This is a genomic window from Arthrobacter sp. 7Tela_A1, from assembly GCF_049311065.1.
Lineage (GTDB): Bacteria > Actinomycetota > Actinomycetes > Actinomycetales > Micrococcaceae > Arthrobacter_B.
This window is the reverse complement of sequence record NZ_JAXIOO010000009.1, coordinates 69,068-89,413: the sequence shown is the minus strand read 5'-3', so window position 1 is coordinate 89,413 and position 20,346 is coordinate 69,068. Positions and strand designations below refer to the sequence as shown.

Annotated in this window: 22 protein-coding genes and 1 tRNA gene; 15 read left to right on the top strand and 8 right to left on the bottom strand. The window is 65.9% G+C overall.

Translation table 11 applies throughout. From position 1 onward, the window contains the following. Positions 1-81 precede the first annotated feature (81 nt). The 3 genes from der (at position 82) to TVB01_RS06075 (ending at position 2,759) form a co-directional block, all read left to right on the top strand. Positions 82-1,620 carry a ribosome biogenesis GTPase Der gene (gene der, locus TVB01_RS06085; RefSeq protein ID WP_422454924.1) on the top strand — a complete coding sequence of 513 codons (1,539 nt, stop codon included), beginning with the start codon at positions 82-84 and terminating at the stop codon, positions 1,618-1,620. A gap of 137 nt (positions 1,621-1,757) precedes the next feature. After that, positions 1,758-1,831 (top strand) — tRNA-Pro (locus TVB01_RS06080). Positions 1,832-2,009: 178 nt separating this feature from the next. Next, complete coding sequence (locus TVB01_RS06075; protein ID WP_422454923.1) at positions 2,010-2,759, top strand: SDR family oxidoreductase; 750 nt, start codon at positions 2,010-2,012, stop codon at positions 2,757-2,759. A 32-nt stretch (positions 2,760-2,791) separates the two neighbouring features. On the opposite strand, the gene TVB01_RS06070 is transcribed toward TVB01_RS06075, so the two are convergent. Beyond that, a complete protein-coding gene (locus TVB01_RS06070) occupies positions 2,792-3,949 on the bottom strand; it encodes an NAD(P)-binding domain-containing protein (RefSeq protein WP_422454921.1) in 1,158 nt (385 codons plus the stop codon). A gap of 91 nt (positions 3,950-4,040) precedes the next feature. Beyond that, positions 4,041-4,514, bottom strand: coding sequence for a MarR family winged helix-turn-helix transcriptional regulator (locus TVB01_RS06065; RefSeq protein ID WP_422454919.1), 474 nt, complete (start codon positions 4,512-4,514; stop codon positions 4,041-4,043). Between the two features lie 68 nt (positions 4,515-4,582). On the opposite strand from TVB01_RS06065, the gene TVB01_RS06060 reads away from it, so the two are divergent. Together TVB01_RS06060 and TVB01_RS06055 are read left to right on the top strand one after the other, a co-directional pair. After that, positions 4,583-4,885 carry a GNAT family N-acetyltransferase gene (locus TVB01_RS06060; protein WP_422454918.1) on the top strand — a complete coding sequence of 101 codons (303 nt, stop codon included), beginning with the start codon at positions 4,583-4,585 and terminating at the stop codon, positions 4,883-4,885. A gap of 167 nt (positions 4,886-5,052) precedes the next feature. After that, the gene (locus tag TVB01_RS06055) at positions 5,053-5,940 is read left to right on the top strand and encodes a MerR family transcriptional regulator (RefSeq protein WP_422454916.1); all 888 of its coding nucleotides are present in this window, start codon (positions 5,053-5,055) and stop codon (positions 5,938-5,940) included. Here the strand turns inward: TVB01_RS06055 and TVB01_RS06050 are convergent. After that, entirely contained in the window at positions 5,937-6,566 is a 630-nt protein-coding gene (locus TVB01_RS06050) for a hypothetical protein (protein ID WP_422454914.1), read from the bottom strand. The genes TVB01_RS06055 and TVB01_RS06050 overlap by 4 nt on opposite strands. Positions 6,567-6,748: 182 nt before the next feature. On the opposite strand from TVB01_RS06050, the gene TVB01_RS06045 reads away from it, so the two are divergent. Continuing rightward, positions 6,749-7,309, top strand: coding sequence for a small multidrug efflux protein (locus TVB01_RS06045; protein ID WP_422454913.1), 561 nt, complete (start codon positions 6,749-6,751; stop codon positions 7,307-7,309). Here the strand turns inward: TVB01_RS06045 and TVB01_RS06040 are convergent. Then, on the bottom strand, positions 7,306-7,830 hold the full coding sequence (locus TVB01_RS06040; protein ID WP_422454911.1) for an alpha/beta fold hydrolase: 525 nt from the start codon (positions 7,828-7,830) through the stop codon (positions 7,306-7,308). The genes TVB01_RS06045 and TVB01_RS06040 overlap by 4 nt on opposite strands. A 213-nt stretch (positions 7,831-8,043) precedes the next feature. On the opposite strand from TVB01_RS06040, the gene TVB01_RS06035 reads away from it, so the two are divergent. From TVB01_RS06035 to TVB01_RS06020, 4 genes are all read left to right on the top strand, one after another. Continuing rightward, positions 8,044-8,817: an SDR family NAD(P)-dependent oxidoreductase gene (locus tag TVB01_RS06035; protein ID WP_422454910.1), complete on the top strand. Its 774-nt coding sequence runs from the start codon at positions 8,044-8,046 to the stop codon at positions 8,815-8,817. Between the two features lie 110 nt (positions 8,818-8,927). Further along, positions 8,928-10,004 carry a PQQ-dependent sugar dehydrogenase gene (locus tag TVB01_RS06030; RefSeq protein ID WP_422454908.1) on the top strand — a complete coding sequence of 359 codons (1,077 nt, stop codon included), beginning with the start codon at positions 8,928-8,930 and terminating at the stop codon, positions 10,002-10,004. Positions 10,005-10,082: 78 nt separating this feature from the next. Next, on the top strand, positions 10,083-11,570 hold the full coding sequence (locus TVB01_RS06025) for an FAD-dependent monooxygenase (RefSeq protein WP_422454907.1): 1,488 nt from the start codon (positions 10,083-10,085) through the stop codon (positions 11,568-11,570). Positions 11,571-11,615: 45 nt separating this feature from the next. Then, positions 11,616-11,999, top strand: coding sequence for a VOC family protein (locus TVB01_RS06020; protein ID WP_422454906.1), 384 nt, complete (start codon positions 11,616-11,618; stop codon positions 11,997-11,999). Positions 12,000-12,020: 21 nt separating this feature from the next. Here the strand turns inward: TVB01_RS06020 and TVB01_RS06015 are convergent, their stop codons facing one another. The 4 genes from TVB01_RS06015 to TVB01_RS06000 all read right to left on the bottom strand — a co-directional run bounded on the left by TVB01_RS06015 (position 12,021) and on the right by TVB01_RS06000 (position 16,663). Continuing rightward, a complete protein-coding gene (locus tag TVB01_RS06015; RefSeq protein WP_422454904.1) occupies positions 12,021-13,625 on the bottom strand; it encodes a multicopper oxidase family protein in 1,605 nt (534 codons plus the stop codon). Between the two features lie 80 nt (positions 13,626-13,705). Next, positions 13,706-14,569: an SDR family NAD(P)-dependent oxidoreductase gene (locus TVB01_RS06010; RefSeq protein ID WP_422454902.1), complete on the bottom strand. Its 864-nt coding sequence runs from the start codon at positions 14,567-14,569 to the stop codon at positions 13,706-13,708. Between the two features lie 187 nt (positions 14,570-14,756). Next, positions 14,757-15,926 (bottom strand): PQQ-dependent sugar dehydrogenase, encoded by a 1,170-nt coding sequence (locus tag TVB01_RS06005; RefSeq protein WP_422454900.1) that lies wholly within the window; start codon positions 15,924-15,926, stop codon positions 14,757-14,759. Continuing rightward, positions 15,926-16,663: an SDR family oxidoreductase gene (locus TVB01_RS06000; RefSeq protein ID WP_422454898.1), complete on the bottom strand. Its 738-nt coding sequence runs from the start codon at positions 16,661-16,663 to the stop codon at positions 15,926-15,928. The genes TVB01_RS06005 and TVB01_RS06000 overlap by 1 nt, the downstream gene beginning before the upstream one ends. A 90-nt stretch (positions 16,664-16,753) precedes the next feature. Here TVB01_RS06000 and TVB01_RS05995 point away from each other — a divergent pair, with 90 nt between their 5' ends. The 5 genes from TVB01_RS05995 to TVB01_RS05975 all read left to right on the top strand — a co-directional run bounded on the left by TVB01_RS05995 (position 16,754) and on the right by TVB01_RS05975 (position 20,279). Further along, on the top strand, positions 16,754-17,365 hold the full coding sequence (locus TVB01_RS05995) for a TetR/AcrR family transcriptional regulator C-terminal ligand-binding domain-containing protein (RefSeq protein WP_422454896.1): 612 nt from the start codon (positions 16,754-16,756) through the stop codon (positions 17,363-17,365). A gap of 366 nt (positions 17,366-17,731) precedes the next feature. Then, entirely contained in the window at positions 17,732-18,199 is a 468-nt protein-coding gene (locus TVB01_RS05990) for an FHA domain-containing protein (RefSeq protein WP_422454894.1), read from the top strand. A gap of 12 nt (positions 18,200-18,211) precedes the next feature. Next, positions 18,212-18,967: a MerR family transcriptional regulator gene (locus TVB01_RS05985; RefSeq protein WP_422454892.1), complete on the top strand. Its 756-nt coding sequence runs from the start codon at positions 18,212-18,214 to the stop codon at positions 18,965-18,967. Between the two features lie 5 nt (positions 18,968-18,972). After that, a complete protein-coding gene (locus TVB01_RS05980; RefSeq protein ID WP_422454891.1) occupies positions 18,973-19,470 on the top strand; it encodes a bifunctional nuclease family protein in 498 nt (165 codons plus the stop codon). 218 nt (positions 19,471-19,688) lie between these two features. Further along, a complete protein-coding gene (locus TVB01_RS05975) occupies positions 19,689-20,279 on the top strand; it encodes a MerR family transcriptional regulator (protein WP_279324720.1) in 591 nt (196 codons plus the stop codon). The last annotated feature ends 67 nt before the right edge of the window (positions 20,280-20,346 follow it).

Here is a 20,346-nt window from a genome sequence, read left to right as displayed (position 1 = left end):
AAAAACTTACCCGGGCTGAACGTCCGGAGACGGCCGGGCGCACCTGCGCTGACGGTCTCAACGGAAAGAAAGCAATAGTTTATGAACGCCAACCCGACCTTTGACGGCGAAGAGTACATCCCGGCAGGCGAGGACCAGATCGACGAGCGCCTTGCCGCCCTTGACGACGACGAAGCCAACCTGCGCGCCGAAACCCTGCGCGCCGGGCTTTCTGATTATGAGCTCGACGAGGAAGACGCCGCACTGCTCTCGGGCGGCTACGACGACTACGACGAAGACGCCCCGCTGCGCCTGGACCCGGTGGTGGCGATCGTCGGCCGTCCCAACGTCGGCAAGTCCACCCTGGTGAACCGTATCCTTGGCCGCCGCGAAGCCGTCGTGGAAGACACCCCCGGCGTCACCCGTGACCGCGTGTCCTACCCGGCCACCTGGAACGGCGTGAACTTCACGCTCGTGGACACCGGCGGCTGGGAGCACGATGCCCGGGGCATCCACGCCCGTGTTGCCGACCAGGCAGAAATCGCCGTCGACGTCGCTGACGCCGTGATGCTGGTGGTTGACGCGACTGTAGGCATCACCGCCACGGACGAAGCCGTGGTGAAGATGCTGCGCAGCAAGGGCAAGCCGGTCATCGTCGTCGCCAACAAGGTCGATGACATCCAGAACGAAGCCGATGCTTCCACCCTGTGGGGCCTGGGATTCGGTGAGCCGTACCCCGTCTCGGCGCTGCACGGCCGCGGTACCGGTGACATGCTCGACGCCGTCCTTGAGGTACTGCCCGAGTACTCGGCTTACGGGGGACTGGAATCCAGCGGCGGACCGCGCCGCATCGCACTGATCGGCCGTCCGAACGTGGGCAAGTCCTCGCTGCTGAACAAGCTGGTTGGCAGCGAGCGTGTGGTCGTTGACGACACGGCCGGCACCACCCGCGACCCCGTTGACGAACTGATCGAACTCGGCGGGCGCACCTGGCGCTTCGTTGACACCGCCGGTATCCGCCGCCGCCAGCACATGGCCCAGGGCGCCGACTTCTACGCGTCCCTCCGCACGCAGGCCGCCCTCGAAAAGGCCGAGGTCGCCGTCGTGCTCCTGGCCGTCGACGAGGTCCTCTCCGAGCAGGATGTGCGCATCCTGCAGCTGGCGATCGACTCGGGCCGTGCACTGGTCCTGGCATTCAACAAGTGGGACCTGCTCGACGACGAACGCCGCCGCTACCTGCAGATCGAAATCGAGCGCGACCTGGCACACGTGGAGTGGGCACCGAGCGTCAACATCTCTGCCAAGACCGGCTGGCACAAGGACAAGCTGGTTCCGGCCCTTGACCTGGCCCTGGAGAACTGGGACAAGCGTATTCCCACCGGCAAGCTCAATGCGTTCCTCGGCGAGCTCGTGGCAGCGCACCCGCACCCGGTGCGCGGCGGCAAGCAGCCCCGCATCCTCTTCGGCACGCAGGCCTCGTCGCGTCCGCCGAAGTTCGTTCTCTTCACCACCGGGTTCCTGGATCCGGGCTACCGCCGTTTCATTACCCGGCGCCTGCGTGAGACCTTCGGTTTCGAGGGGACGCCGATCGAGGTCTCCATGCGCGTCCGTGAGAAGCGCGGCAAGACCAGCAAGCGCTAGCTCTTTCAGCACGGCGGGCGGCCCCGGTGTCACGGTAACTCCCGGGGGCGCCGCCGATGCGGGAAAATCGCTGACGATGCTGTAGAGTATTTGAGTTGGTTCGGCCGGAAACAAACCGGCTCAACGGATCAGCGGAACGGGTTGTGGCGCAGCTTGGTAGCGCACTTGACTGGGGGTCAAGGGGTCGCAGGTTCAAATCCTGTCAACCCGACAGACAAAGCTCCGGCGGACAGTATGTCCGCCGGAGCTTTTTTGTGCTCCCGGGGCATGGATTCAGCCCTGGTGTGGCTAAAGTGTCGTTGGTCGCAGGCGTCTTTTCGAAAGTGGTGGCCTCTGCGTCCATTTGGTGGCTGTATGTAGTTATGGTCCCTCCTCGATCGGAGCACAAAGTGTCCGAGCCCACCGAATCCCATGATCCCCGGGTCGCCGTCGTCACCGGCGGATCGGGGGGTATGGGCCGAGCGATCGCCAAGCGCCTCGCTGCAGACGGCTTTGCCGTCGCCGTCCATTACGCCGGGAACGGGAACAGGGCCGCGGGGGTAGTCGAGGAAGTGAACGCAGCCGGCGGCCGGGCCATCGCCGTTGGCGGGGACGTCGCAGACGACATTGCCATGACCCGGCTCTTTGACGAGGTCGAGGCTGCCTTCGGAGGAATCGACGTCGTCATCAACACTGCCGGAATCATGGTCCTTTCGACCGTGGTGGACCTGGACCTCGATGAGCTCGACCGGATGCACCGCACGAACATCCGCGGCAGCTTTGTGGTCTCCCAGCTGGCCGCGCAGCGGCTGCGGAGCGGAGGCGCGCTGGTGAACATCTCAACCAGCCAGACCCGGATGCAGCATCCAACCTATGCGCCCTACGCCGCCAGCAAAGCCGCCGTTGAGGCGCTCACCCCGGTCCTGGCACGGGAACTCCGCGGGCGGGACATCACCGTGAATGCGATCGCGCCCGGCCCAACGGCTACTCCGCTGTTCCTGGACGGCAAGGACCAGGAGGCCATCGACCGGCTGGCCCAGCTCGCGCCCCTTGAACGGCTGGGAACCCCCGAAGACGTCGCCGAGGTTGCTTCCTTCCTCGCAGGGCCCTCGCGCTGGATTAACGGCCAGGTCATCTATCCCAACGGTGGACTTGCCTGAGCCCCAGCGTGCTGCCCGAGCATCGGCAGCCGTCAGCTCCGGACAGCTGCGGCTTCGAGCCGTTCCTCTACTGCCCGAACTGCCTCCCGCCCCGCCCGGTTGGCGCCGACCGTCGACTGTGAGGGACCGAACCCGACCAGCTGTACGCGCGGATCGGCAGCGGCAACAGTGCCGTGCGCCTGGATGCCCCCGCGGTCATTGCGCAGCCGCAGCGGATCCAGATGGCCGAGGGACGCCTTGAACCCTGTGGCCCAGAGGATCGCATCCAGGCGGGTCAGGCTGCCATCAGCCTCACGCACTCCGTCCGGTTCGATCCGCGTGAACATGGGCCGCCGCTGCAGTGCACCGCGCTGCTTCGCCGCCAGGGCGTAGTCAGTCCACAGCAGGCCTGTGTAGGAGACCACGCTGCCGGTGGGGTTTCCGGCCTCCACATCGGCAGCCACCCTGGCTACCACGTCCTTCCCGACCTCCGCGCTGAACGGCTCGTCGCGGAAAATCGGTTCCCGCCGCGTGTACCAGAACACCTCTGCGACCCGGGAAATCTCTTCGAGCTGCTGGAGGGCGGAAATCCCGCCACCGACGACGGCGACCCGTTTTCCGGCAAACTCCTTCAACGAGGCATAGTCCCGGGTGTGAAGCTGGCGTCCGGCAAAGCTCTCCCGTCCCGGGTAGTCGGGCAGGGTGGGGTTGTCCCAGGTTCCCGTGGCGTTGATGACTGCCCGCGCAATCCACGTTCCGGTGTCGGATTCAACGGTGTCAGATTCAATGAGGAGTTCGCCGTCCGGGTCTCCATCAGCTGCGGATACTGAGAGTACTTTCACGGGGCGCAGGATCGGAAGCTGCATGCGCTCCTCGAATGCCGCGAAATATTCCGGCACGGCGATGCGGGCCGGCGTGCCGGGGTCGGGAGCTGTCTGCCTGAACCCCGGGAGGTCGAAGATGCCGTTCACAGTGGCCATGGTGAGGGATTCCCAGCGGTGCTGCCAGGCTCCGCCGGGCGCAGCCTCGGCGTCGAGAATCACGAAGCTGCGTCCGGCGCCGCTGCCGGAAAGGGCGCTGCCGAAGCCGCGCCGGCTCAGGTGATAGCCGGCTGAAAGTCCTGCCTGGCCTGCACCGATGACGACGACGTCGGCCCGGCGAACTGGGTGGTCCCATGTATCGGTGCTGTGCTGCGGCCAAGCGGGATGCATCCTGGGGCCTCCTGGGCTATGAGTATCACTGCGTAAATGCCTGGATGCATCGGTTCATTCCCTTCGTAGCGCTGCCGGGCTTCGGCAGCCGTCAGCGTGCCGGCATTCCCAAATGGGTGCGCAGTGCCGCAGCAGCGTCCTCCAAATTGGCCAGCTGCTCCGGCGTAAACGCGTCGATAAAGATCTCTTTGATGGCAGCGAGGTGGGGGAGGGTGCTGCCCCGAAAGGCGCGGGCACCCTCATCGGTGAGAATGACGAGTGAGCCGCGCGCATCCTCCGGGCTCGGTTCACGGCGCAGCAGCCCTCGTTTCTCCATTCGGCCCAGCTGGCCGGAGAGCCGGCTGCGCTCCCACTCCAGCTGGGCGGCGAGCCGCGACGAACGCATAGCCTTCCCCTCTGCCTCGCTGAGGGTAACCAAAACCCGGTAATCGCCGTCCGAAAGCCCCGAATCCTTACGCATCCGCGACTCGATACGGGAGCGGGCGATTTCGACGGCCTCGTGATGGGCGCGCCAGACGGCGAGTTCCCCGCTGGTGGGGAGCTTTCTGCGCTTCCCTGCATCCATCAAAATCTCCTAAGTAGTTGACATATGAATCATATCCCCGGTGATTGATATGTCAACTACATTCCCAAATGCCCACCACGTGCTGTTTTTGGAGGCACTTCCTCGATCCTCCCGGCCCGAAAGATGAACGCATCGTTTTCCATACCGAGGTGGATGAACGGTTCGCCGGACGCGGCCTCGCCGGGCTGCTGCTCCGCGAGGTGCTCGCGGACGTCACCCTCAGGAATCTCACCCTCGTTCCCGTGTGCCCGCTGTTCGGACGCCATATGAAAAAACACGGCGACGAGTTCCGGGCCGGCGGCGGGATATTCCGGCTGCCGACACCCGCAGACTTCGCCATGGTGGCCCGGGCAGCCCACACCGGTTCGTGACCGCCGGTTTCCGAAAGCTTTTGACCGAGGGTGGGCGGTCCTCGGATGTGGGGCTGCACGTCATGGGGGTACCGCCCTGTCCGGGAGCTCGTGTTCAGTGACATCGGCGAGAGCAGGGTGGTACTCGACTTGCCCTGGTTTCCTCGATTGCCGACCTGGCACGGCGTATGCTCTTGGAACTCGTGCAGCGGCTCAGCCTGAAGGGCCGCGGGGTCTATTTTGTGGTCACCTTGGGCGGGAAGGAGCTTGAGATGCCGTGGAGCACGCGTGAACTGGCTGACCTGGCGGGTACGACGGTGAACACGGTCCGCCACTACCACCGGCTGGGTCTGCTCCCTGAACCCGACCGCCGGTACAACGGCTACAAGCAGTACGAGGTGCGGCATCTGGTGAGCCTGCTGCGTATCCGGCGGCTGGCAGTCCTGGGCATTCCGCTCTCACAGATGCGCGAAGTCAGCGCGGGAGGAGGCGGCACCCCCGATGTGCTGCGGGACGTAGACGCCGAGCTCCAGCTGCGCATCGAGTCCCTGCAGGAAGCACGCGCCCACCTTGCCGCGATCTTCCAGCACCAGGCACCGGCGGACGTGCCTGCAGGCTTCGAAGCCGTCGCCTCCCGCCTGTCGGAGAATGACCGCTCAATCGTTCACATCATGAGCCAGCTCTACGATGAGGACGCGCTGGCGGACATTCGGGAAATGACGGCGGACGAGACCGATGACACGGGTCCGGACATTGACAACCTGCCCCCGGACGCCGATGAGCAGACCCGGGAGGAACTGGCCCGGAGGGTGGCGGCGGTCATTGTGAAGCACCTCGCCGCGTATCCGTGGCTGAGCGACCCTGCCGCCCACCTGCCCAAGGGAACCGAAGTCAGCACCCAGACGTTCGGGGATGCCCTGGCCGAGCTCTACAACGAAGCGCAGCTGGACGTACTCTTCCGTGCGAACGTGATGGCCGGCGAGCTGCTCACCAACACGCAGGATCAAAGCGGGGTGCAAAAACACAGCGCCGTGCAGGATCAGCGCGCCGAAGGACCTGGTGCCCGTACCACCTAGTCATCGCCGCTGAACAGGCCTCCGTCGAGCAGCCGGTTATACCGCAGGCGCAGCGCCCGCTCCGTGCTGGCGGCTGCGCCGGCCAGCACGAGTGCCGTGTTCGCCCACCCGGGGAGGAGGAACGGGCTGGCAAACGTGCCGATGGCTGCCGCGACCGGGGGGATCGAGGTGACAGACTCCAGAAGCTGCGGCACACCGATCGCGAGGCTCACGAGCAGCACCATCACGGACAACACCCCAAGGAACCGGCTCAGAACCGGCCGCGTTTGGTCCAGATGCGCACGCCGCCCCTCAGCCGAGGACATATCAGGGGTGAGCTTCTGCACGGTGCCGTCATGGGCAACGTAGTCGGCCCGCCTCACGCCGTACATGCTCACAGCCACGCGGATGGTCCCACCCGGAAGGGGAAAGCTGGCCGGAGGCTTGGCGCGGGTCATGTGCAGACCGCTGCGGTAGAGGTTCACGTACACATCGCCCTCGTCGTCCCCGCCGTGCCTCACCTCGACTGACCACGTCTCCGGCAGTCCCTCCCTGTCCCTGATCCGCAGATGGAACAGGGAGCGGGAAAACGCCTGCCACCACCGGAAAGGCTGCAGCATGGGTGCGCTGTCTGGTTTCACTTGCATGTCCGGCCTCCAAACCGTGTCCGCCCCGGATGGGCGGCCCCTGGTTCGAACCATCGAACACTGTGTTCCCGGAACAGGGTCAACCCCCGGAACAGAGGGGTTGACCCTGTTCCGGGAACACGGTTTCTACTGTCACCAATCCGAGGGACAGGCCCTCGTCCAGAAGAGTAGGAACAGGACAGATGAACCCCATCCAGGAACTCGTCCACAACTTTCAGGAGCTTCTAGGCCAGGTGCCTGAGTTCCTTCAGCCCTTTATTCTGATGCTCGCCGCGGCCATCCCGTTTCTCGAAAATGAAGCCGGCGCGTTGATCGGGATCGTCGGCGGACTCAATCCCGTCCTCGCGGCGGTCGCGGCAGCAATCGGCAACTTTGCCAGCGTCCTGCTCGTGGTGATGCTTACCTCCGGGGCGCGGACCGCCGTTACCAACCGCGCTGATGCCCGGGCGGCGGCAGCGGTCGCAGCAGACGGCAGTGCACCGACACTGGTTGCGACCCGTCCTGCCAAGCCGGAGTCAAAGGGACGCATCCGCTTCAAGCGGTGGCTTGTCCGCTTTGGTGTTCCCGGAGCAAGCATCCTGGGTCCGCTGGCCATCCCCACCCAGTTCACGGCATCGATCCTTGTGGCCGGAGGTACCTCCCGCCGGTGGGTTCTGCTGTGGCAGGGCGTGGCGATTCTTCTCTGGACCACCATCTCAACCCTGCTGATCTGGAGCGCCCTTCGGTTCGTCGTCGGGGTCTAGGAGCCCAGCAGGGACGCCACATCCCCGGCTACGGCGTCCATCCGCTCCTCGAACTGGTGTCCGCCGGTCTTGTGGCGGCGGATCACTGCATCGGGCAGCAGCCTTTCGTAACGGGCCAGGTGCTCGAAGGGAACCGTGCCGTCGTCGCGGCAGTGGTGCAGGAATACCGGCAGGCCAGGGGGCAGCGCGAAGTCCGCGGGCAGCGCATACCCGGCCTGCCAGCCCTCCTGCCCCCAGAACGGAGTGGCCAGCAGCACCATTCCCCGGGGCAGCGGTTCCGGGGGAGCAGCAGCGAGCCGGAGCAGTGCCATGGAAGAACCAAAGGAGTGACCCACAATGACTGTTTCCTCTCCCATCGGCTCCAGGGCTTCATCGAGGCCCCCAAGCCAGGCCTCCGCGGTCATCTCCTGGTCAGGGAGGCGGGGCATGGCCACCGGAACCCGCAGCCGGGAACGCAGTTCCCCGGCGATCGGCTGATCATCTTTCCACCCGCCTGCTCCGTGCAGAAAGAGCACCTCCACGGGCACCACCTGCTTCCTGTTGAGTCCGGGACGTTCCTTCCACTGTCCCGCAGCTGCCGGCCCGGAAACAGGGGCGGGACAAAATGCCCTGGTTCGGTGTCAGGCAGGGCTTCACGCGCTGATCCTGCTGACGGCGGGATGCCGCGCTGCTAGCGTTCATCCACCGGCAGGAGTTCTCCGGCTGGTTCCTCCCTGCACCAACAGGAGCCCAGGATGCCCTCAGAACAGCAGCCGCCGTTGAATGTGATCATCCACGGTGCCGGGGGAGCGATTGGCGGGGCCGTGGCACAGGAATTCGCCCGGCAGGGTGCGAAACTCTTCCTCGCCGGGCACCGTGAACCGCCCGTTCATGCCACCGCCGAAAAAGTTCGGGCACTGGGAGCCGAAGCGCACGTCAGCGGCGTGGATGCCTTCAGTCCCGTGGAGGTGGATGCCCATACCAATGCGGTGGCGGACCTGGCCGGGCGGATCGATGTTCTGTTGAATGCCGTTGAGATTCCGCGCGTCCAGGGCACCCCGCTGCTGGAGATGGACGCGGACGACGTCGTGGCTCCCGCCGCCGCATGGCTGCGCACCCAGTTCCTCACCGCACGGTCGGCGGCCCGGTACATGGTGACCCAGGGCAGCGGAACGATCCTGATGCTTTCGGCGTCACCGGCGCGGCTGGCTCTCGCCGGAGTTGGCGGGTTCTCCGCCGCCTGCGCCGCGGTAGAGGGCCTGACGCGAACGATCGCTGCGGAGACCGGTGCCGCCGGTGTCCGGACCGTGTGCCTGCGGCCGCACCGGATCCGCGAAACCATCGGGAGCACTCCGGACCTGCCCATGGGGCTGGAGGAGTTCACCCGTTTCCTTGAATCCCTGACCACCAGCGGTACCCTCCCCACACTCGGCGACGTGGCACGGGCGGCCGTCTTCCTAGCCACCGGAGGGGCGGCCAGCATGAACGGCACGGTGCTGAACCTGACCGGCGGCATGAGCCCGGATTGAGCTGGGAACCGCCCGGGACGGCCGCGGCCATGGCGGGTGCCCGCGGTGCCTCAGGCGGCCAGCGTCCAAAACTGGTACCTTCGCGGGAAGATGCCTACCTAGGAGCTGCCATGGGTTCCCCGCCGTCCCCGACACGGAAAACCGCCCCGGCCGCCGCCGTCGTACTGGTGCTTGCCGGCTGCAGCGGCATGGGTGCTGACCAGCCCAGCCCTCCCGCGCCCACGGCCTCCACGGCCGGCCTCTCCGAACCTGAGACGCTGAGCACCGGTCTCCGGGCGCCGTGGTCCGTGGCCTTCTACGGAGACACCGCGCTGGTCAGCGAGCGGGACTCCGGCCGGATCCTGGAACTGGATGCCGCGGGAAACCAGCGTGAAGCGGGCCTGGTCGAGGCCGGCGGCGGTGGAGAGGGCGGCCTGCTGGGCCTGGCCGTGCAGGACGGCAACCTCTACAGCTACCTCACCGCGGAAGACGGGAACCGGATTGAGCGCCGCGAAATCACTGGCTCGCCGGGTTCCCTGTCTCTCGCGGAGCCCGAGACCATCCTGGAAGGGATTCCCTCCGGGACCGTCCACAACGGCGGAAGAATCGCCTTCGGCCCGGACGGCATGCTGTATGCGACGACGGGTGACGCCGGAAGCCGGGAGAGCGCCCAGGACACCGGGTCCCTTGGCGGAAAGATCCTGCGGCTGACGCCCGACGGCCGTATCCCCGCGGACAATCCGTTCCCCGGGTCACCGGTGTACAGCTACGGGCACCGGAATCCGCAGGGCATTGCCTGGGACGGCAACGGAACGATGTATGCCAGCGAATTCGGACAGAACACCTGGGATGAACTGAACGTCATTGAACGCGGAGGAAACTACGGCTGGCCGGAGGCCGAAGGAATCGCCGGGCGGGCGGGGTTCATCGACCCGGTGCAGCAGTGGGAACCCGGTGCCGCCAGTCCCAGCGGCGTTGCAGTACTGGGGAACTCCCTGTTCATCGCCAACCTCCGCGGGGAACGCCTGCGGGAGGTGCCGCTGGAGGAGACGGGCAGCGCCGTCGAACACGTCTCCGGCGAAGGCAGGCTTCGCGATGCTGCAGCTGCGCCGGACGGCAGCCTCTGGGTCCTGACGGGCAACACGGACGGGCGGGGAAATCCGGGAGCGGAGGATGACCGGATTCTGCGCCTGGAACTCCAACACTGAACCGCCCCCTCAACTTTTCGCCGGGGCGGACGTACGCTCGTCGAGAACACAGCTGCCAGCATTCGCGAGGGGATATCCGTGCCCGAAGTAATCGTTGCCGGAGCCGGACCAACCGGTATTTTCCTGGCCAGTGAGCTGCGCCTGCACGGCGTGGACGTGCTGGTCCTGGACAGGGAACCGGGGCCAACCAGTATCGTCCGCGCCCTGGGCCTGCACTCACGCAGCATCGAGATCATGGACCAGCGCGGACTGGGCCAGCACTTCGCTGCTGCCGGCACCCGGCATCCGCTCGACGGGTTCTTCGCAGGCATTCTCCGCACGGCGCCGGACCTGGACACCACCCATCCGTACGTACTGGGAATCCCGCAGACCGAGACCGAGGCCGTGCTGACCCGCCGCGCCGTCGAACTTGGCGTTGACATCCGCCGGGGACATGGGATTACCGGCCTCATGCAGGACGACGCCGGCGTCGTGGTTACCCTGGCAGACGGGAGTGATGTCCGGGGGCGCTACCTCGTGGGATGCGACGGAGGCCGCAGCACCGTTAGGTCACTGGCGGGCATCGGGTTCCCCGGGGAGCCGAGCAGCAGGGAATTCCTGCTGGCCGAGGTGGAGCTCACAGCTGCACCGGAAGACGTGGCCGCCGTGTCAGCACGGGTCCGTGAGATCCACCGCGACTTCGGAGCGGGACCCGTGGAAGGCGGTGCCTTCCGAGTGGTGGTTCCCGCGGACGGCGTGGCGGAAGACCGCGCTGTTCCGCCAGACCTTCAGGAACTGAAACAGCAGCTGAATACCTATGCCGGCACGGATTTTGGTGCACATTCACCCCGGTGGATCTCCCGGTTCGGGGATGCAACGCGGCTGGCTGACGCCTACAGGGCCGGCAGGGTATTCCTGGCCGGCGACGCCGCGCACATTCACCCGCCCTTCGGCGGCCAGGGACTGAACCTTGGCCTGCAGGACGCCCTGAACCTTGGGTGGAAGCTTGCCGCGGCCGTGAACGGATGGGCACCGGCCGAACTGCTGGACACCTACTTCACCGAACGGCATCCAGTGGCAGCCGACGTCCTGAACACCGCCCGCGCCCAGTCCGAGCTGGCCTCGACGGAACCGGGACCGCAGGCCGTGCGGAAGCTGCTCACCGAGCTGATGGAGTTCGACGCCGTGAACCGGCGCCTGATCGGGAAGATCACGTCGTTGGACATCCGGTACGACTTCGGGCCCGGCCCCGACCTGCTCGGGCGCCGGCAGCGGGATGTCCGGCTGGCGCAGGGAACACTCTATGGGCGGATGCATACCGGGCGCGGAGTCCTCCTGGACCGGACCGGAGAGCTGCTGCTTGAAGGCTGGGAAGACCGGGTGGACCAGATCATTGAACCGGGCTCCGATCCGCTGACGTCCTCGCTGCTGCTGCGTCCGGACGGGCACATCGCCTGGCTGGAAGGTGAACCCGGCTACGGCGGCAGACCCACGTCCGGGAGCCAGGCTGACCTGGCGGATGCCCTGGAAACCTGGTTTGGGCCGCCCAGCCTGCCGCGCATGGTGAAGCTGGCCGACGTGAACTGAATGACCGGACAGCCCCGTCGGCTGCCGGCAGGCAAAGGAGAACCAGTGGATAACGGCATACTCGCGTTCGGCGTTTCCCTCAACGTTCCCGATCCGGCTGCCTCAGCTGCGTTCCTGATCCAGAACTTTGGTTTTCTTTCCGAAATGCAGGATGACGGGTTCATTTCGCTGAAGCATCCGGACGGCGGTCCGAATGTTGTCTTCCTGCGCACCGGGCTGCCTACCTTCAAGCCTGCGGAGATCGCAGGGAGTGCCCGGGACGGACTCCTTTTGGTGCTGGTGGTCGGAGATCTGGACGCGCGCCATGAACGGCTGGCAGCCGAGGGGACGGACGTCGTAACCCCGCCGGAAACCGAGCCCTGGGGAGAACGCTACGCCCAGTACCGGGACCCGAACGGCCTGATCATCCAGCTGGTTCAGTGGGTTTGATTCCCGGGGTTGCCCCGGCAGTCAGTGGCGGTGTCCGCTTTCCGGGTGACCGGATTCCGGGCGCTCTTCGGCGCCGCCCGGAGGCGCGCCCTGACCGCTGCCGTCATCCTGCCCGTCACCCTGTCCATCACCGGGTCCCGGGTCCGTGACTGCAAACTGTCCCATCAGGCCCTGATCCTCATGCAGCAGGAGATGGCAGTGGAACATGTACGGGGAGTCCGGGTCGGCATAGTCCTCGAACCGCATGATGAGCCGGTAGGTGCGGTTCGGTTCCAGATACACGGTGTCCTTGCGTCCCCGCAGCTCCGGTGGAGGGGCGGCGCCGTCGATGTCCAGTACCTGGAACTGGACGTCGTGCACGTGCCAGTTGTGCGGAACGCCATGGGTGTTCGTAACCTCCCAGATCTCCGTGCTGCCGAGTTCGGGGGTGGCGTCGATCCGGTCCATGTCCATGCTGCGTCCGTTGATCTGCCGGTCCCGGACTTCAAAGGTGCGGGTGACGGTGGCCTCGGAGGCAACCGGCCCCGCGGCGTCGTCGTTCAGGCGCCCGGGCAGCGGAGGGGAGTGCTGCAGTTGGTCGGCAGCACGCAGAAGCAGGACATCGAGCCGGTCACGGGAACCGAAAGCAGAGGGCACCAGGACATCGCCGAGGTCCGGCGGGAAGGACGTCAGCATCGTCTCATCACCCGGGGCCATCGGAACGACGATCTCGGCGCGCTCGCCGGGGGAGAGGCGCACGCGGGTGGTTTGGAGCGGCTCAGCCAGCAAACCGCCGTCGGTGGCGATCTGGTCAAAGCGCCGGTCATCGTCGAAGCCGAAGTCATAAGTGCGGGCGGTGGAACCGTTCAGCAGCCTCAGGCGCACCAGTTCAGTGTCCACCTCCTGCACCGCTCCGGCGACCCCGTTGGCCAGGACCGTGTTTCCAAGCAGTCCCAGCTCATTGCCCTGGGAGTCCTCGATCAGTCCGCCCTCACTGTCGAAGCGCTTGTCCTGGATGATGACGGGAATATCGTCCCTTCCGTAGTCCTTGGGCAGGCCCAGCTGCAGGGACCGCGCATCATCGAGGAGGAACATTCCGGCCAGCCCCCGGTAGACATGCTTCTCTGTCTGGCCGTGTGGATGCGGGTGGTACCAGAGGGTCGCAGCCTGCTGGTCAATCTGCCATTCCGGACGCCACGAGCCGCCGGGATCAACGCTCTGGTGCGGTCCGCCGTCCATGGCAGCGGGCAGATGCATTCCATGCCAGTGCACGGTGGTTGCTTCGGAGAGGGAGTTCCGGACCTCGACGGCGACCCGCTCTCCTTCCCGGGCGCGCAGCGTCGGTCCCAGCACGTCACCGTTGAACCCCCACGTGCGTGTCTGGAGACCGGGGACGAGTTCACTGGACCCTTCCTGCGCCTCAAGCTGGAACACCCGAGTGCCGTTGACCATCTGGGACTCGGCAAGCGGCGGAATGGGCAGCCGGCGGTCGAAGGGGAATTTGGTCTGTTCCATGGGCTCAGTGGCAGGGACACATCCGGAAACGGCAAAGAGGGCCAGTACTGCGGCGACCAGGACCCGCCGCAGCGCGTTCCGGCGGGTCCTGGTCCTGCGGGATGTCGGCAGGGAGCTGGGTGAAGGGACCATGCCGAAACCGTAGGCCGCTGCCTCCCGGCGGGGAGTGGTGCGTGTATCGACATCTGAGTCGCCTCAGAACGACTAAGGGGTCACGCTTTAGGCACGCGCATCAGGCGGCGGACCAGGCGCGCCCGCCATCTGGCGGGGAGGCTGGCAACCGCGGCAAGCAGCAGGGCGTCCCTGCCAACGAGCCGGCGCGGCGGCGGATTTGGGGAATCGAGGGTTCGAATGATGAGGCGGGCAGCAACTTCCACCGGAAGTGCTTGCCGGAATGCGTGTTCTGAGCGCTGAAGCACGGCAAGGAGCGGGCTCCGGTACAGGTCCGCCATCGCCTGGGGCATGCCCTCAAGCTGGGCCAGGGCACGCGCACTGCTGTCCGTGAGGATGCCGGTGCGAACAGCGCCGGGTTCAAGCAGGGTCACCGTTATGCCGCTGTCCGCCGTCTCGGCACGCAGGGCATCGGTCAAGGCAGCGAGCGCAGACTTGCTGGCCGCGTAAGGGCCGCCGAAAGGCAGCGCAACCCTTCCCTGGCCGGCGCCGATGAAGAGCAGGGTGCCCTTGGACTTCCGCATCAGGGGCAGTATTGCCCGGGCCAGCAGAACCGGCGCGAAGGCGTTCACCTCGAACTGCTCCCGCAGTGCTTCTGCAGGGATTGCCTCCAGCGGGCCGGGAATGGCAATTCCGGCGCTGCTGATGAACGCATCAAGGCCAGGTTCCCTCCGAACCCGGTCCACGAGCGCCTGCAGGGACGAATCATCACTGAGGTCTGCTTCGACCACCTCAGTTCGCTGCAGTTCACGGAGGGCCGAGCTGTCCTGTCCCGGCAGGGCGGTTGCCAGCACGTGCCACTCCTGCAGGGAGAGCGCCTGGCAGACGGCCAGTCCAATACCCGTGGCAGCACCGGTAACGAGGGCACGGCGGTGCAGGCGGACGGGAGTGCTGCTGCTGTGCATGATGTTCCTTTACCCAGGCGGTGTACGCCGGGATGCTACGGCACCGCAGGGGAGCGCAGCTACAGAAACGGCACTGCCCGGGCGCTCGCCGTCTGTTCCATCCGCGGCCGGTCCCGAAGCCTAATCGAGGATGCCGCTGTGCAGGGCCCGCAGCACACGTGCCGCCGGGGTCCGGCTCCTCGGACCACTAGTTTCCGGGCGGAATGACTTCCACCCTGAGTATCCTGTCATCATCTTCGCGCGGCGTGGTGCCGCCCCAGGTTGCGCCGTCCGTATTTGAGGTGAGCAGCCACAGCGACCCGTCGGGCGCGCGTTCTACCGTACGGATCCGCCCGAAACTGCCCACAAAGTGCGCTGCCGGTTCGGCGGCGGCCGAGCCGTCGACGGGAAGCTGCCAGAGCCGCTGGCCGCCGAGGGCGCCGATCCACAGCGATCCTGCAGCGTAGGCAACACCGGAAGGGCTCGCTTCATCGGGGGAGAATGTGGCGATAGGCGCCTCACCGGTCGACCCCGCGATGCCTTCGGTTTCGGGCCAGCCGTAGTCGGCCCCTGCGCGGAGCACATTTACCTCGTCCCAGGTCCGGTGCCCAAGTTCCGAGGCATACGCTGTCCCCTCTGGGCCGAACGCGATCCCCTGCACGTTGCGGTGCCCTCCGGAGAACACCGGGGAGGCACCGGGGTTGTCCTCCGGGACTGAACCGTTAGTTCCGATACGCAGGATTTTGCCGTTGAGCGATTCCGGTTCGGCGGCGTTTTCCGGCTCGAACGCATCTCCGGTCCCAATCCAGAGGTGCCCGTCTGGTCCGAGGACAATGCGCCCGCCGTGGTGGCGGTCAGCGGTATCGATGCCGTCCAGCAGCACGCGGTCCACGGCAAGAGAGGTGAAGTCACCGGCAATGGTAAGGGCCACCACCCGGTTTTCCTGTTGCCCTGACACGTACGCAAACACTGTGCGGTCCTCTGCGAACCGGGGCGATGCCACGATGCCCAGCAATCCGCCTTCCGAGGAGTGCTCCACATCAGGAACGACGCCGATGGTCCGGGCGCTGCCCCCTTCGGGCGGGACGCGCAGGATGTCGCCGCTGATGCGTTCGGACACAAGCGCAGATCCGTCCGGCAGAAAGGTCAGCCCCCACGGGGCGTCCAGCCCGGACGTCAGTTCCCGGGGCTCGCCCAGCGAAGCGGCTGCCGCAGGCGGGGTGGAAGACGGTAAAGACGATGCCGCAGGCGGAGTGCTGTCTGCCGTGTCCGCCGGTGCCGAACAGGCCCCCAGTGTTCCCGCGATGAGGGCAGCGGCTGCTGCGGCGTTCGTGCTCCGGCGCTGCCCGGGCGCACGGGAACTGGATTCCGCGGCCATCAGGCCGCACCGCCGTTGACATGGAGAACCTGGCCGTTCACCCAGCGGCCGGGTCCGGCGAGGAAGGCTACGGTCTCGGCAATGTCCTGCGGTGTGCCGAGGCGCTCCATCGGGTTCAGGCCGGAGATCTGTTTGATTGTTTCAGGGCTCTTACCCTCGAAGAACAGCGGGGTCGCCGTGGGCCCGGGTGCAATGGCGTTGACGGTGATGTCCTTGCCGCGCAGTTCACGTGCCAGGATCAGGCTCATGCCTTCAATGGCCGCCTTGGAAGCGGCATAGGCGCCATATCCGGGGAGCTGAAGGCGGGTGACGGACGTGGAGAAGTTGATGATGGCCCCGCCGCTGCGGACCCGGCGGGCCGCGAGCTGGTTGACGACGAAGGTTCCGCGCACGTTGGTGCGTTGGATCCGGTCGAACGTCTCCAGATCCATCTCGGCAACGGGTGCAAGGGGCATGATGCCCGCAGTGTGCACAAGGACGTCGACGCCGCCAAACTCCTTCCGTGCCGCGTCGAAGACCACCTCCATAGCGGATTCATCGGCAATGTCTCCCCCCGCTGCGATAGCTAAACCTCCGTCGATGGTGATTGAATGCACCGTTTTTTCCGCCAGGTCACGATTGCCTGCGTAGTGCACGACGACGGCGGTGCCGTCCGCTGCCAGCCGCACCGCACTGGCCCGCCCGATTCCGCCCGACCCGCCGGTGAGGATGGCGACGCGCTGTGGGTTCTGGTTCATTGTTCTGCCCTCCGCTAACGTATATGGATAATTCATACATTTACTCTGGTTTGCGTAAATGGACAAGATGTCTACCAAAGGAAGAACAGGATGGCACAGGAAACCGCGGTTCGGCGGGGCAGGGGGCGGCGGCCTTCAGCGGAAGTCCGGGCCGGTGTGCTGGAGGCTGCCGCGCGTATCCTGCTGCGCGACGGCATGTCCGGAGTAACCTTTGACCGGGTCGCAGCGGAAGCCGGTTCAAGCAAGATGACCCTGTACAAGTGGTGGCCGTCGCCCGGAGCGCTCGCGGCAGAGGCCTACTTCAGCCGCAGTGAGCACTTACTGGAGTTTCCTAATACGGGTAACGTCCGGGCCGACCTGGTTGCGCAGCTCGGGTCTTTTGTCCGCTGGCTCACCATCGACGGTGCAGGACGGCCCATCTCTGAACTCATTGGTGCTGCACAGTCTGATTCGGCCCTGGCGGGGGCATTCACAGCGGAATACGCATTGCCGCGCCGCGACCTCGCCCTTGCCAGGCTCAGGATCGCGCAACGGGACGGGCAGCTGCGGGGGGACGCGGATCTGGAGGTCATCGTTGATCAGCTGTGGGGCGCCTGCTACCACCGGCTGCTGGTTCTGAAAGTTCCCTTCGACGATTCCCTCGTCCCGAAGCTGGTCGACCAGGCGCTCTACGGTGCGGCTGCTCCCGGGGCTTCGGCGTAACTAGGTGCGCGGCCAGTCCGGGAACAGCCCTGGGTGTTTTTGCACCCGCCGTCGAGCCATTCCACCTTCTCGCCCTGGCTGCGGTCTTGGGTGCCGGGCTGTCCACACGGCTCGTCCGCTGACAGTGAGTACGTGGGGCTCGCGGCTGCATGGGTCCTCCCACGTCAGCGCCTCATTTGGCGTCTTGAGGGCACCAAGGAAGCGGGCAGCGGATGGGCCGTAACACTGTGTGTGAATCCCCTGTGCCGCAGATGCCCCATAGCAGGTAGGCTAAGACAGCCGGTAAGGCACGAACGGTAAGCGAGTGTACACATGGCCAGTCGCCGCAATGGCAGCATGGCCGGTTCTTTTTGGGGAGGAAACAGTATGGCGGGCGAGGACTACAACGCCGAAAAACCGGATCAGCGTGGCTTCACTGCGGAGGACACGACGTCGATCAGTCTTCCGCCGGCCTCGGACGCCACCTCGGTAGAGCCAAAGCTCAGTGCCGATGAGAGGGCCGCCGTGGCAGCCCTTCCCTCCGGATCCGCCCTGTTGATCGCCCACTCCGGCCCCAACGCCGGTGCGCGCTTCCTGCTGGACCAGGATGTCACCACGGCCGGGCGGCACCCCAATGCGGACGTTTTCCTGGACGACGTGACTGTCTCCCGCAAGCACGTTGAGTTCCGCCGGACTGCCGAAGGCTTCCGGGTCGTTGACTCGATGAGCCTCAACGGCACGTACGTCAACAATGACCGGGTGGACCAGCTGCTGCTGCGCACGGGGAACGAAGTCCAGATCGGCAAGTTCCGCCTTACCTTCTACGCTGCACGCCCGGCTGCCGGCACGGCCTAAAGGCAGAATCGGATGCCAGGACCAGAGTCCGCACGGCGCGCCCTCGGCTCAGCCGCGGAGCGCGTGCGTCCGCGCGTTCTCAACATCGGACAGGTCCTTGCTGAGCTCAGCGGTGAGTTCCCCGGGATCAGCGCCTCCAAGATCCGTTTCCTCGAGGAAAAGGGGCTGGTGGCACCCCAGCGCACGTCCGCCGGGTACCGCAAGTACTCCGCCCAGGATGTTGAGCGCCTGCGGTTCGTGCTGGCCCTGCAGCGCGACCAGTACCTTCCCCTCAAAGTCATCAAGGACTACCTTGACGCGATCGACAGGGGAGAGCGTCCTGAGTCGCTCCCGGGCGGACTCAGCGTGGCACCCCGAGCCGTGTCAGAGCAGCTGGCCGAAGAACTGGCAGGCAGGACCAGGCCCCGGGCGCTGTCCTTCGATGAACTGGTGGCCGAGTCCGGTGCCTCCGCGGAGCTGGTCCGCAGCCTCATCAGTTTTGGTCTTATCAGTGCCCCTGACCAGCAGTATGATGAACACGCCCTGAAGGTCGCCAAGGCCTGCAGCCAGCTGGAGGCCCACGGGATCGAACCACGGCACCTGCGGCCGTTCCGAGCAGCTGCAGACCGTGAACTGGGACTGGTGGAGCGGGTCATCGCGCCGGTAGCCTCACGCCGGGACGTCGCCTCGAAGGCTCGGGCGGCCGAGACGGCACGGGAGATAAGCGACCTGTGCCTCAATCTGCACAGTGCCCTGGTGAACGGGCAGATCGCCCGGATGGAGAGCTGAAGCCCATGCAGGAAGTCGAAGTAGTCGGCGTACGGATCGAACTGCCGTCCAACCAGCCCCTGGTACTGCTCAAGGAGCTCGAGGGGGAACGGCATCTGCCCATCTGGATCGGTGCCCCCGAAGCCAGCGCCATCGCGTTCGTGCAGCAGGGAATTGTTCCGCCCCGGCCCATGACGCATGACCTGATGGTCAGCGTTATCAAGGCCTTGAACCACCGGGTCACGGAAGTCCGGCTCGTGACCGTTGAGGACACCGTGTTCCATGCGGAACTGGTTTTCGAGGACGGAACCCGGGTCAGCTCCCGCGCATCGGATGCGATTGCCGTGGCGCTGCGGGTTCCCTGCCCGATCTTCTGCGCAGACAGTGTGCTTGACGAAGCAGGCGTACGGATCACGGAGTCCGACGGCGATGCCGATGAGGATGACCAGGAAACAGCGGAGCAGGAGCTGCGGCAGTTCCGGGAGTTCCTGGCTGACGTCGAACCCGAGGATTTCGAGCGCTGAGGCGCCGACACGCACTCAAAAAAAACAGGCGGCATCTTTGACCTTGGACGTGCTCGGATCTAACGTCAAAGGCATAGAGTTCCCATTGCGCCAGTGGGGTACCGCAGACACACTAGTGAGAACAGGCTAGTGCGGCCAGGTCCGGTAACAGGACCGGGTCTTTGTCCGGTGGCCTGCGGCAGCTGCCGACTTTGCGGGAACCATTACGAGGAGGAACAGTGAGTCTGAAAGGCGATGCCGGCGAACACCGCGCCGTTGCACCCGGAAAGACGCTGCCGGCCAGTGCCCAGGGACTGCTGTTTACCGAGGACCTCCCGGTGCTTGACGAAGACGCAGGCTACCGTGGCCCTACGGCCTGCAAGGCCGCCGGAATCACCTACCGCCAGCTGGACTACTGGGCGCGCACGGGCCTGGTTGAACCCGCCGTCCGCGGTGCTTCGGGATCCGGCACACAGAGGCTTTACAGCTTCCGCGACATCCTGGTCCTGAAGGTGGTCAAGCGGCTGCTGGACACGGGTGTGTCGCTGCAGCAGATCCGCACCGCTGTTGAGCACCTGAGGGAGCGGGGCGTTGAAGACCTCGCCCAGATCACGCTGATGAGCGACGGCGCCAGCGTCTACGAGTGCACGTCGGCTGATGAGGTAATCGACCTGGTCCAGGGCGGACAGGGTGTGTTTGGCATCGCCGTCGGCCGCGTCTGGCGCGAAGTCGAAGGAAGCCTGGCCCAGCTGCCCAGCGAACACGCCGATGAGCATTCCTTCCCGGAAGACGAACTCAGCCGCAGGCGCGCAACGCGCAAAATCAGCTAGTCCCCAAGAACACCAAAGAGGCCGCCTCCGTCAGGAAGCGGCCTCTTGTGCGTCGGGCGTTCGGTAG

Excerpts from the sequence above, each read along its gene's own strand:
- der (WP_422454924.1), top strand. The coding sequence starts at position 82 with ATGAACGCCAACCCGACCTTTGACGGCGAAGAGTACATCCCGGCAGGC.
- TVB01_RS06070 (WP_422454921.1), bottom strand. The coding sequence starts at position 3,949 with ATGCATCCCGCTTGGCCGCAGCACAGCACCGATACATGGGACCACCCA.
- TVB01_RS06065 (WP_422454919.1), bottom strand. The coding sequence starts at position 4,514 with ATGGATGCAGGGAAGCGCAGAAAGCTCCCCACCAGCGGGGAACTCGCC.
- TVB01_RS06060 (WP_422454918.1), top strand. The coding sequence starts at position 4,583 with ATGCCCACCACGTGCTGTTTTTGGAGGCACTTCCTCGATCCTCCCGGC.
- TVB01_RS06055 (WP_422454916.1), top strand. The coding sequence starts at position 5,053 with ATGCTCTTGGAACTCGTGCAGCGGCTCAGCCTGAAGGGCCGCGGGGTC.
- TVB01_RS06050 (WP_422454914.1), bottom strand. The coding sequence starts at position 6,566 with ATGCAAGTGAAACCAGACAGCGCACCCATGCTGCAGCCTTTCCGGTGG.
- TVB01_RS06045 (WP_422454913.1), top strand. The coding sequence starts at position 6,749 with ATGAACCCCATCCAGGAACTCGTCCACAACTTTCAGGAGCTTCTAGGC.
- TVB01_RS06035 (WP_422454910.1), top strand. The coding sequence starts at position 8,044 with ATGCCCTCAGAACAGCAGCCGCCGTTGAATGTGATCATCCACGGTGCC.
- TVB01_RS06030 (WP_422454908.1), top strand. The coding sequence starts at position 8,928 with ATGGGTTCCCCGCCGTCCCCGACACGGAAAACCGCCCCGGCCGCCGCC.
- TVB01_RS06015 (WP_422454904.1), bottom strand. The coding sequence starts at position 13,625 with ATGGTCCCTTCACCCAGCTCCCTGCCGACATCCCGCAGGACCAGGACC.
- TVB01_RS06010 (WP_422454902.1), bottom strand. The coding sequence starts at position 14,569 with ATGCACAGCAGCAGCACTCCCGTCCGCCTGCACCGCCGTGCCCTCGTT.
- TVB01_RS06005 (WP_422454900.1), bottom strand. The coding sequence starts at position 15,926 with ATGGCCGCGGAATCCAGTTCCCGTGCGCCCGGGCAGCGCCGGAGCACG.
- TVB01_RS06000 (WP_422454898.1), bottom strand. The coding sequence starts at position 16,663 with ATGAACCAGAACCCACAGCGCGTCGCCATCCTCACCGGCGGGTCGGGC.
- TVB01_RS05995 (WP_422454896.1), top strand. The coding sequence starts at position 16,754 with ATGGCACAGGAAACCGCGGTTCGGCGGGGCAGGGGGCGGCGGCCTTCA.
- TVB01_RS05990 (WP_422454894.1), top strand. The coding sequence starts at position 17,732 with ATGGCGGGCGAGGACTACAACGCCGAAAAACCGGATCAGCGTGGCTTC.
- TVB01_RS05985 (WP_422454892.1), top strand. The coding sequence starts at position 18,212 with ATGCCAGGACCAGAGTCCGCACGGCGCGCCCTCGGCTCAGCCGCGGAG.
- TVB01_RS05980 (WP_422454891.1), top strand. The coding sequence starts at position 18,973 with ATGCAGGAAGTCGAAGTAGTCGGCGTACGGATCGAACTGCCGTCCAAC.